This is a genomic window from Delftia sp. ZNC0008 (genome assembly GCF_000799035.1).
Taxonomy (GTDB): Bacteria; Pseudomonadota; Gammaproteobacteria; order Burkholderiales; family Burkholderiaceae_C; genus Comamonas; species Comamonas tsuruhatensis.
Genome location: NZ_JTKZ01000706.1, coordinates 1 through 10,979, shown reverse-complemented (window position 1 = coordinate 10,979; position 10,979 = coordinate 1). Strand labels below are relative to the sequence as shown.

Sequence of the window (10,979 nt, the reverse complement as noted above, 5' to 3'; positions counted from 1 at the left end):
CCGCGTCCGATCAGAACGGGTAGTGGCGGGGCGCGGTCTGCATGGTGATCCAGCGCGTCTCGGTGAAGGCGTCGATGCCTGCCTGGCCGCCGAAGTGGCCGTAGCCCGAGTTTTTCACGCCGCCAAAGGGCATCTGTGCCTCGTCATGCACGGTGGGGCCGTTGACGTGGCAGATGCCGGCCTCGATGCGCGCGGCCACGCGCCAGCCGCGTGCAGTGTCGCGGGTGTAGACGGACGAGGACAGGCCGAATTCGTTGTCGTTGGCCATGGCGATGGCCTGCTCCTCGCCGCGTACGCGCACGATGGCCTTGACGGGGGCGAAGGTTTCCTCGCGGAAGATGTCCATCTCGGGCGTGACGCCGTCGATCAGCGTGGCTGCCATGAGCGTGTTGGTGGCCTTGCCGCCGCACAGCAGTTTTGCGCCCTTGGCCAGCGCGTCGTCGATCAGGCGGTTGGCGCGCTCCACGGTGGCCATGTCCACCACCGAGCCCAGCACCACGGGACCCTTGCGCGGATCGCCCAGCGGCAGCGAGGTGGCACGGGCCACCAGCTTGTCCAGGAAATCCCCGGCCACGGCCTCGTCCACGATGATGCGTTCGGTGGACATGCAGATCTGGCCCGAGTTGGCAAAGGCACCGAAGGTGCAGCCGGCCACGGCGGCGTCGATGTCTGCATCGTCCAGCACCACGAAGGGCGCCTTGCCGCCCAGCTCCAGAATGGCGGGCTTGAGGTACTTGGCGCAGGTCTGGCCGATGATGCGGCCCACGCGCGTGGAGCCCGTGAAGTTCACGCGGCGCACGGCCGGGTGGGCCACCATGGCCTCGACCACGGCGCCGGCATCTTCGGGCGCATTGGTCACGAAGTTGACCACGCCGGGCGGCAGGCCGCCTTCCTGCAGGGCCTCGATGATCAGGCCGTGCGTGGCGGGGCACAGCTCCGAGCCCTTGAGCACCACGGTGTTGCCGCAGGCCAGCGGCGTGGCGATGGCGCGCACGGCCAGGATGACGGGCGCATTCCAGGGCGCAATGCCCAGCACCACGCCAGCGGGCTGGCGCACGGCCATGGCCAGGCTGCCGGGCACGTCCGAGGGAATGATCTGGCCATTGATCTGGGTGGTCAGCGATGCGGCCTCCAGGAACATGTTGGCGGCCAGGTGCACGTTGAAGCCGGCCCAGATGCCCGAGGCGCCCGTCTCGGCGGCCATGGCGGCGGCAAAGGCCTCGGTTTTGGCCTCCAGCGCCTGCGATGCCTTCATCAGCATCTGGCGGCGCTCGGTCGGGCCCAGCGCGGCCCAGGCGGGGAAGGCCTGTTGCGCGGCTTCGACCGCGCGCACGGCATCCTGCGGCGTCGCGGCCGGTGCGCGCGTGGCCACCGATCCGTCCAGCGGATTGCGGCGCTCGAAGGTGGCGCCGTTGCCGGCCTGGACGGCCTGGCCTGCGATGAGCATGGTTTGTTCGATCATGACTGTCTCCTTGGTATGCGGTTGTGGCCTGGGCGTTGGCGCAGCCGGGCGTGCCGGTCATCGTAGAAGCAGGCGATGGCGCAGGCAGCCCGCTGGGCGCACAAAGCGCATGACGGATCGTGCACGGGCTCCGGGGTTTACCCTTGTCCTGGCTGTCCGCGGGGAAAGCCATGGGGCGCGACGGGCCTGCACTTTCCCATAATCACGTCCATGGCCGCACACAGATCCTTCACCCGTGCGGCGATCAGGAGAGACCGCACATGACCGATGCCATGGTGTTGAGCACCGACGGACTGCCGCCCGGCGAGACGGCGTCGGCCTGGCATGCCTGGATGTCGAGCCTGTTTGCAGGCCTGGATACCGATGTCTATGGCGAACGCCTGTTCGAGGGCCATGTGCGCGTGGCCAATGCCGGCGATGTGGTCCTGACCCGGCTGGAGGCGGGCCGCCACCGCGTCATGCGCAGCATGCAGGGCCTGCGTGCCCATGAGTCGCCCTATCTGAAGATCGTCGCGCCCTGGGAGGGCGTGGCCAGCGTGCGCCAGCACAACCGCGAGGCCAGCGTGCGCAAGGGCAGCTGGGTCATCTATGACACGGCGCAGGAGTACGAGGTGGCCAATCCCGAATGGTCGGAGCACCTCATCGTGATGCTGCCGCGCCAGGCCATCGTGGACCGGGGCGTCCGGCTGGAAGGACTGATGGGGCGCAACGTGGGCGGCAGCTCGGGCATCGCCCGCATCGCGCTGGAGACCATGCGCAGCACCTACCAGGAGCTGCCCGGCATGGCCCCGCATCTGGCGCGCCGCGCGGGCGAGCTGCTGGTGGACATGGTCCACCTTTCGCTGCAGGAGCTGGCCGGGCAGGGCACGGCAGGCACCCAGCAACTGGCGCTGCAGGACCGCATACGCGCCCATGTGGTGGCCCATCTGCGCGATCCGGGCCTGTCGGTGGAGTCCGTGGCCGCCGCGCTCAACTGCAGCAAGCGCCATTTGCACAACGCCTTTGCGGACAGCCAGACCAGCCTGGGCGCCTTCATACAGCACAGCCGGCTGGAGCTGTGCATGCGCGAGCTGCTGCTGCCCGAGCACGCGCAGCGTACCATCACCGAAGTCGCCATGGACTGCGGTTTTGGCAGCAGCGCGCATTTCAGCCGGGCCTTCAAGGCCTATACGGGCCTGGCGCCCTCGGATTTCAGGGCCATGCGCAAGGCTGCGGGCTGAGCGTCGTCCGGCCATTTCGGGCCGGCTTGCGCTGGCGCCAGGACAGGGCAATGGCCGCATAGGACAATGCCGCCCTGTCTTTCTGCTCATTTCGGACCATTCCATGGACACCAACACCCCGCTTGCCCTGCTGGGCGGGCTTACCGCTTCCCAATTCATGCGCCGCCACTGGCACAAGAAGCCCTTGCTGGTGCGCCAGGCGATCCCGGGCTTCAAGCCCCTGATTCCGCGCGCCAGGCTGCTGGCCATGGCAGGCGAGGACGGGGTGGAATCGCGCCTGATCCAGCAGCACGACGGCGGCAGCTGGAAGCTCAGCCAAGGCCCGCTGTCGCGCCGCAGCCTGCCTTCGCTGCAAAAGCCCGGCTGGACCGTGCTTGTGCAGGGCGTGGACCTGCACGACGACGGCGTGCACCAGTTGATGCAGCAGTTCCGCTTCGTGCCCGAGGCGCGGCTGGACGACCTGATGATCAGCTTTGCCACCGACCAGGGCGGCGTCGGCCCGCATTTCGACAGCTACGACGTCTTCCTGCTGCAGGCCCATGGCCGCCGGCGCTGGCGCATCGGCCGCCAGAAGGACCTGTCGCTGCAGCCCGATGTGCCGCTGAAGGTGCTCTCGCATTTCGAGCCGGAAGAGGAATTCGTGCTCGAGCCCGGCGACATGCTCTACCTGCCCCCGAAGTGGGCCCATGACGGCATCGCCGAAGGCGAGTGCATGACGTACTCCATCGGCTTTCGCTCGCCCGCGCGCGACGAGCTGGCCCGCGAGCTGCTGCTGCGCATGTCCGACGAGCCCGATGAGCCCGAAGTGCCGGTCGTCTACCGCGATCCCGACCAGCCGGCCGTTGAAGCCCCGGGCGAGATTCCCGCCAGCCTGCACGATTTCGCCCGCAAGTCGCTGGAACGCGCGCTGGCCGAGCCGCTGGCGCTGGAGCGCGCTCTGGGCGAGTACATGACCGAGCCCAAGGCCAATGTGTGGTTCGAGCATGGCGAGGAAAACGGCATGTTCGAGAGCGTGGTCCTGGACCGCCGCACCCGCATGATGTATGACGCCAGGCACATCTTCATCAACGGAGAAAGCTATCTGGCCGGTGGCCGCGATGCCACCCTGATGCGCAAGCTGGCCGATACGCGGGCCCTGTCACGCGCCGATCTGGCCAAGGCCAGCGATGACGCGCTGGAGCTGCTGTCCTCCTGGTTTGACGCCGGCTGGGTGCGAGGCGGGCCGCTGTCCTGATCCGGGTAGACGCTGTGACTCAGTCATGCTAAGTTCGGGCATTCACCGTTGACAGCGTTCTGTTGATTCAAGGCGGACTCCGATAGATTTGTAAAGAATTGTCTTGGGTTCGTCAGTAAATTGACAGCAACCTGGTTTTGTTACACAGTGGACGCCAAGGTAGCTTCTTGCTGCCCCATTCGGACTTGGCAAGAGGATTTGTGCGGAATTGTTCAGAGGTTGTCAGTTTCAGTCAGCCTCGAAAAAATCTCCCTATAATTCGTTCCAAGTCGAATGAATGTGTTTGACGTGGCCTGGCCGCCGCGTACCGGTTGCCCGCATCCGGTGGCGCAAGTGGCGGGGCCCCTCCTGTGTACTGTCTTCTTACCTACTCTCTAGGAAACTGTGATGAAGAACTCTCTGATCCTGGCTACCGTGATCGCTGCTGCAGCTCTGGCCGCTTGCGGCAAGAAGGAAGAGGCTCCGGCCCCCGCTCCCGCACCCGCCGTTGAAGCTCCCGCACCGGCAGCTCCCGCTCCCGCAGAAGCCGCTCCTGCTGCTCCCGCCGCCGACGCAGCTGCTCCCGCAGCGCCCGCCGCTGACGCAGCTGCACCTACAGCGGTTGCTCCTGAAGGCGCTGCTGCAGACGCCGCCAAGGCGGCTGCCGACGCTGCCGCCAAGGAAGCCACCAAGCAGTAATCCGGCCTTCGCCGATGGCACAGGCTTAGGCTTGTGCTGCGAAAAAACCGCATCCTTCGGGCTGCGGTTTTTTTTCGTCCACCGGGGCCCGGTCATGCAAATCCATGGTTTATGCACGACGGCCCGGATGCAAAAAAGCCACCGGCAAGTGAATGCGCGGTGGCTGCAGGCGAGGGCTGCCGCCTTAATCCCGACGTGAGGATCGCCTACTTCATGTCGTCGGTGATGACGCGCACGATGCGCTGGGCATTGGCCGAGGTCTCTGGCTGGCCCTGGGTGTTGAGCACGGTGACCGTGGACTTGTCGCCCTCGCTGCGCACCTGGATCTGGTACTTGACCGGCGCGGCCGCGTCGGGCGAGCGGCTGAACAGCTTGCTGAAGAATCCCTTGGGCTCGACCTTGGCATCGGGCGCCACATAGCGCACGAAGTAGATGCCGCGGCTGCGGTCGCGGTCTTCCACGGTGAAGCCCGTGCGGTCCAGGGCCACGCCGACACGGCGCCAGGCGCGGTCAAAGCCTTCGTCGATCTGCAGCACGGGCTGTCCGTTGGCGGATTCCATGCGCACGCTGCCGGTGGCGGCTGCCGTGGTGGTGTTGGCCTTGGCCACGGCGTCGGCCTGCTCCTGGCTCACGCCGAGCTTGACCATCAGGCGGCGCAGGAATTCGGTTTCCAGTTCCGGATCGGAGGGGCGCGGCTGCCAGATGGTCTGGTCCTTCTGGGCGCTGGTGTACACCTCCTGCATGCCGCGGTGCGTGATGTAGACCTCGGTGGAGCCGTCGGCCGAGCGCTCCAGGCGGGTGCGGAACCTGTCGCGCTCGCTGGTGGAGTACAGGCCGTCGAAGACCTTGCCCAGCGTCTTGCGGATCACGTCCTGCGGGATCTTGGCGCGGTTCTCGGCCCAATCCGTTTCGATGATGCCGAGCTGGCGGTCTTCAGTAGTGAAGATGAAGCCGTTTTCCAGCCAGAAGTCGCGCACGGGCTCCCACAGCTGGTCGGCCGGACGCTTGATCACCAGCCAGCGCTGCTCGCCATTGCGCTCGATGCGCACATCGCCCAGGGCGGCGGTGGCCGTTCGGCCCTCTGCCGGCTTTTGCGCCTTGGAGTTGGCTTCCATGGCGGCGGCGGAGACCACGCCGCCGGGCACGGCGTAGCGGGAGTCCGTGGACAGCTGTGTCAGGTCTGGCGGGACTTCCAGGGTGGGCGCCTGCTGCTTGCCGGCGCTCTTGTAGTCGATCTTGCTCTCTTGGAACGTGGTCGTGCAGGCTGTCAGGCCGATGGCCAGGCTCAGCAGGCTCAGACGTGCAATGGGCTGTTTCACGCGAATATCCTTGGTGCGTTCGGTCGGTGGGGCGGGGCGCCTCACAGCAGGCCAGCGGAGCTCAGGGCGGCTTCCACGGTGGCTTCCAGATTCTTGCTCAGGGGTGTCATCGGCAGGCGCATGGCCGGGCCGCAAAGGCCCAGGCGGGCTGCGGCCCACTTGACGGGAATGGGGTTGGCCTCGACGAAGAGGTTCTTGTGCACAGGCATCAGGCGCATCTGGATGTCCATGGCGGTGCGCACGTCGCCGGCCAGGGCCGCCTTGCACAGATCGCTCATCAGGCGCGGCGCCACGTTGGCCGTGACGCTGATGTTGCCGTGGCCGCCGCACAGCATCAGTGCCACAGCGGTGGGATCATCGCCGGAGTACACGCCGAAGCCTTCGGGCACTTCACGGATCAGCCACTGGGCGCGTTCGATGTTGCCCGTGGCTTCCTTGATGCCGATGATGGCGGGAATCTGTGCCAGGCGCAGCACGGTGTCGTGCTGCATGTCGGCCACCGAGCGGCCGGGCACGTTGTAGAGCACCACAGGCAGGTCGCCCACCGCTTCGGCAATGGCCTTGAAATGCTGGTACTGGCCTTCCTGCGTGGGCTTGTTGTAGTAGGGCACGACCTGCAGCTGGCTGTCGGCACCGACCTTCTTGGCGTAGCGGGCCAGCTCGATGGCCTCGTGCGTGCTGTTGGCGCCGCAGCCTGCCATCACGGGAACGCGGCCCGCAGCCTGCTCGACGGACACGCGGATGATTTCGCAGTGTTCCTCCACGTTGACGGTGGGGGATTCGCCTGTCGTTCCCACCACGCCGATGCAGTCCGTGCCCTCGGCCACATGCCAGTCGATGAGTTTTCGCAGCGCCGGGTAGTCAACACTACCGTCCTCGTGCATGGGCGTGATGAGGGCAACGATGCTGCCAGTGAGAGCGACGGAGGAGGATGTCATGTCCGCAAGAAAAAACGGGAAAGGATCATTCTAACGAGTGTCGGAGGCAGGCCCAAGGCGGTCGCCTGTAGGGATTCAGGCGATTGCAGAGCCTGACGCCTTCTGATGCGCCAGCATGGCCACGGGTTCCCGGCCTGTTGCATCGGGGCGCAGTGCCGCAATGCGCTGGACCACGCGATCGGGCTCGCCCAGCTGGCCGTGCTCGTAGGCCACGATGTGCCAGCCCGCGCAGGCCTGCAGCAGCTCGCCGGGCGCCAGCAGGAAATCGGGCCGGGAAGGCTTGCCGAAGGCCTCGTTGCCCTGGGCAAAGGTTTCGTACAGCAGCACGCCGCCGGGGGCCACGCTGTCCAGCAGCGACGGCCACAGCGGGCGCCACAGATAGTGGGTCACGACCACGGCGCCGAACTGCCTGCCGGGCAGGGGCCAGGGGCCGTTTTCAATGTCGGCGCACAGCAGCTCGCCCACGCCCTGCAGGCCGGCCAGGGCCTGGGCGTCGCGGTCCACGCCCGTCACTGCATGGCCGCGTGCATGGAACCAGCGCATGTGGCGGCCAGGGCCGCAGGCCACGTCGAGCACGGTGGCCTCGGGTGCCAGAAGATGCGACCAGCGTTGGATCCAGGGCGAAGGCGGCGTGGCTGCGTGCATGTGAAATTTCGGAAATGAATTGAAAGCGGCCGCCATTGTGCCGCCAGGCCTTTGCCGCGCTTCAATTTCAGAAGCAGGCCCAGAGCTGGTCGGCCATGCCCAGCATGAACTCGGGCTGCAGATAGAGCATGAAGACCAGGCCTAGCACCAGCAGCACGGCGGCCCACAGCGCCAGCCTGCGCAGCAGCTGTGGGCGGGGCGTGGTGGCTGTCGTCATGTCAGGCCGCCGCCTGCGCCGCGCGCGGCCTTGCCACCGGGGCTTCGCGTATCGGCAGGTTCAGCAGGCCGGCGGCCACGCCCAGGCCGATGGCCAGGTACCAGACCACCTGGTAGCTGCCGGTGTGGTCATACAGATAGCCGCCCAGCCAGACACCCAGAAAGCTGCCGACCTGGTGGCTGAAGAACACCATGCCGCTCAACATGGACAGATGCTGCACGCCGAAGATCTGGGCCACGGTGGCATTGGTCAGCGGCACGGTGGACAGCCACAGCAGTCCCATGGCGGCCGAGAAGATGTAGACCGACCAGGGCGTCAGCGGCGCGAGCAGGAAGAGCACGATCACCACCGAGCGCGTGAAGTAGATGGTGGACAGCAGGTAGCGCTTGGGCAGGCGCTGGCCCAGGTTGCCGGCCACGTAGGTGCCAACGATGTTGAACAGCCCCACCAGCGCCAGCGAGATGCTGGCCACCTGCGGTGCCAGGCCGTAGTCCTTGAGGTAGCTGGGCATGTGCACGCCGATGAACATCACCTGGAAGCCGCAGACGAAGTAGCCGGCCGTCAGCAGCACGAAGCTGGGCGTGCGCAGCGCTTCGGCGACGGCCTGGCCCGCGCTCTGGTCGCGCACGGGTCGGGTATTGCCGGCCGTGAAGCCCGGCTCGCGCAGGCCGAAGGCCAGCGGAATGATCATCAGGGCGCACAGCGACAGCAGCAGCAGGGCGTTGGACCAGCCGAAGTTCGAGATCAGGCTGCCTTCCACGGGCACCATGAAGAACTGGCCGAAGGAGCCCGCCGCCGCCGTCACGCCCATGGCCCAGCTGCGCCGCGCCACGGGAATCTGGCGGCCCAGCACGCCGTAGATCACGGCATAGGTGGTGCCGGCCTGGGCTGCACCTATCACCACGCCGGCCGTCAGGGCGAACCAGGTTGTCGTGGGCGCCATGGCCATGCCGGCCAGGCCCAGCGCATACAGCAGCGCGCCCACCAGGAGCACGCGGAAGGCGCCGAAGCGGTCGGCCAGCATGCCGCCGAAGATGCCGAGCACGCCCCAGGATAGGTTCTGGATGGCAATGGCCAGCGCGAAGGACTCGCGCGTCCAGCCCATCTCCTGGGTGATGGGCTGCAGCCACAGGCCGAAGCCGTGCCGGATTCCCATGGACAGCGTCACGACTGCGCCCCCGCACAGCAGTATCTGCACCATGGACATGGGTTGGTTGTTTTTGTGCATGCGGCAAACTTTAGCGAAACTCCGGGTTTTGCGCTGCGACGCGTGGGTCGCCCATGCGCCAGCGCGGCACTTCGTAGCCCTTGGCGGCACTGGCCTTTTCGGGATAGTCAATGTCAATGACTGTGAATGTATCCAGCACTGAGCCGGGCCGCGCACTACAATCCGCCCCCATGGCAGTCAAACCATCTCCCACTTCCGCCAGCGAATACTCCGAAGGCTCGATACGCGTGCTCAAGGGCCTGGAGCCCGTCAAGCAGCGTCCCGGCATGTACACGCGCACCGACAACCCCCTGCATGTGCTGCAGGAGGTGATCGACAACGCGGCCGACGAGGCGCTGGCCGGCTTCGGCAAGAAAATCCGCTTCACCCTGCATTCCGACGGCTCCTACAGCGTCGAGGACGACGGCCGGGGCATCCCCTTCGGCATGCACCCCGAGGAAAAGGCGCCCGTGGTGGAGCTGGTCTTCACCCGCCTGCATGCGGGCGGCAAGTTCGACAAGGGCAAGGGCGGCGCCTACAGCTTCTCGGGCGGCCTGCATGGCGTGGGCGTCTCGGTCACGAATGCGCTGGCCACGCGCCTTGAGGCCTGCATCCACCGCGAGGGCAAGGTGGCCACCATCGCCTTCTCGGGCGGCGACGTGGTCGAGCCCCTGCAATCGCGGCCGCTGGCCGCGGGCGAGCGCAAGCAGGGCACGACCGTGCGCGTGTGGCCCGATGCCCGCTACTTCGAATCCTCCCAGCTGCCCATGGGCGAGCTGATGCATCTGCTGCGCAGCAAGGCCGTGCTCATGCCCGGCGTGTCGGTGACCCTGGTCAACGAGAAGACGCGCGACACTCAGACCTGGCAGTTCAAGGGCGGCCTGCGCGACTATCTGCAGCAAAGCCTGCATGGCGAGGCCGTCATCCCCCTGTTCGAAGGCGAGGGCTTTGCCGACCGCAACCACGACAGCTTTGCCGAAGGCGAGGGCGCCGCCTGGTGTGTGGCCTTCACCGAGGATGGCGCGCCGCTGCGCGAAAGCTATGTCAACCTGATCCCCACCACGGCCGGCGGCACGCACGACAGCGGCCTGCGCGACGGCCTGTTCCAGGCGGTCAAGGCCTTCATCGAGATGCATTCGCTGCTGCCCAAGGGCGTCAAGCTCATGCCTGACGACGTCTTCGCGCGCGCCAGCTACGTGCTCAATGCCAAGGTGCTGGACCCGCAGTTCCAGGGCCAGATCAAGGAGCGCCTGAACTCGCGCGATGCCGTGCGCCTGGTCAGCGGCTACGTTCGCCCTGCGCTGGAGCTGTGGCTCAACGAGCATGTGGAATGGGGCCGCAAGCTGGCCGAGATCGCCATCAAGGCCGCCCAGACCCGCCAGAAGGCGGGCCAGAAGGTCGAAAAGCGCAAGGGCTCGGGCGTGGCCGTGCTGCCCGGCAAGCTCACCGATTGCGAAAGCCGCGACTTGAGCCTGAACGAGGTCTTCCTGGTCGAGGGCGACTCGGCCGGCGGCAGCGCCAAGATGGGACGCGACAAGGAAACCCAGGCCGTGCTGCCCCTGCGCGGCAAGGTGCTCAACACCTGGGAAGTCGACCGTGACCGCCTGTTCGCCAACAACGAGATCCACGACATCTCGGTGGCCATCGGCGTGGACCCGCATGGCCCCCATGACACGCCCGACCTGTCCGGCCTGCGCTACGGCAAGATCTGCATTCTTTCGGATGCCGACGTGGACGGCTCGCACATCCAGGTGCTGCTGCTCACGCTGTTCTTCCGCCACTTCCCCAAGCTCATCGAGGCCGGCCACATCCATGTGGCGCTGCCGCCGCTGTTCCGCGTCGATGTGCCTGCGCGCGGCAAGAAGCCAGCAGCCAAGATGTACGCGCTGGACGAGGGCGAGCTGACCGCCATCCTCGACAAGTCCGCCAAGGATGGCGTGCCGCGCGAGAAATGCCAGATCAGCCGCTTCAAGGGCCTGGGCGAGATGAATGCCGAGCAGCTGTGGGAAACCACGCTCAACCCCGACACGCGCCGCCTGCTGCCCGTGCAGTTAGGCGG

General features: G+C 66.7%; 10 protein-coding genes. 4 read left to right on the top strand and 6 right to left on the bottom strand.

The genetic code is table 11. From position 1 onward, the window contains the following. Positions 1-10: 10 nt before the first annotated feature. Positions 11-1,462 (bottom strand): aldehyde dehydrogenase, encoded by a 1,452-nt coding sequence (locus L995_RS22980; RefSeq protein ID WP_047473835.1) that lies wholly within the window; start codon positions 1,460-1,462, stop codon positions 11-13. 260 nt (positions 1,463-1,722) lie between these two features. Between L995_RS22980 and L995_RS22975 the strand changes: the two genes are divergently transcribed. The 3 genes from L995_RS22975 to L995_RS32275 all read left to right on the top strand — a co-directional run bounded on the left by L995_RS22975 (position 1,723) and on the right by L995_RS32275 (position 4,594). Beyond that, the gene (locus L995_RS22975) at positions 1,723-2,682 is read left to right on the top strand and encodes a helix-turn-helix domain-containing protein (protein WP_047219400.1); all 960 of its coding nucleotides are present in this window, start codon (positions 1,723-1,725) and stop codon (positions 2,680-2,682) included. Positions 2,683-2,785: 103 nt separating this feature from the next. After that, entirely contained in the window at positions 2,786-3,916 is a 1,131-nt protein-coding gene (locus L995_RS22970) for a JmjC domain-containing protein (protein ID WP_047473834.1), read from the top strand. A gap of 387 nt (positions 3,917-4,303) precedes the next feature. Then, on the top strand, positions 4,304-4,594 hold the full coding sequence (locus L995_RS32275; protein WP_082001612.1) for a hypothetical protein: 291 nt from the start codon (positions 4,304-4,306) through the stop codon (positions 4,592-4,594). Positions 4,595-4,800: 206 nt separating this feature from the next. Here L995_RS32275 and bamC read toward each other — a convergent pair whose 3' ends face one another. The 5 genes from bamC to L995_RS22945 form a co-directional block, all read right to left on the bottom strand. Further along, positions 4,801-5,913, bottom strand: coding sequence for an outer membrane protein assembly factor BamC (bamC, locus tag L995_RS22960; protein ID WP_016447628.1), 1,113 nt, complete (start codon positions 5,911-5,913; stop codon positions 4,801-4,803). Positions 5,914-5,954: 41 nt separating this feature from the next. Next, a complete protein-coding gene (dapA, locus tag L995_RS22955) occupies positions 5,955-6,851 on the bottom strand; it encodes a 4-hydroxy-tetrahydrodipicolinate synthase (RefSeq protein WP_016447627.1) in 897 nt (298 codons plus the stop codon). 75 nt (positions 6,852-6,926) lie between these two features. Continuing rightward, positions 6,927-7,496, bottom strand: coding sequence for a class I SAM-dependent methyltransferase (locus tag L995_RS22950; protein ID WP_047219397.1), 570 nt, complete (start codon positions 7,494-7,496; stop codon positions 6,927-6,929). Positions 7,497-7,563: 67 nt separating this feature from the next. Next, the gene (locus L995_RS33975) at positions 7,564-7,713 is read right to left on the bottom strand and encodes a hypothetical protein (protein WP_016447625.1); all 150 of its coding nucleotides are present in this window, start codon (positions 7,711-7,713) and stop codon (positions 7,564-7,566) included. A gap of 1 nt (position 7,714) precedes the next feature. After that, positions 7,715-8,941: an MFS transporter gene (locus L995_RS22945; RefSeq protein ID WP_017404391.1), complete on the bottom strand. Its 1,227-nt coding sequence runs from the start codon at positions 8,939-8,941 to the stop codon at positions 7,715-7,717. A gap of 170 nt (positions 8,942-9,111) precedes the next feature. On the opposite strand from L995_RS22945, the gene L995_RS22940 reads away from it, so the two are divergent. Beyond that, positions 9,112-10,979, top strand: a 1,868-nt coding sequence (locus tag L995_RS22940; RefSeq protein WP_047473836.1) for a DNA topoisomerase IV subunit B, incomplete at its 3' end; no start/stop codon positions are given.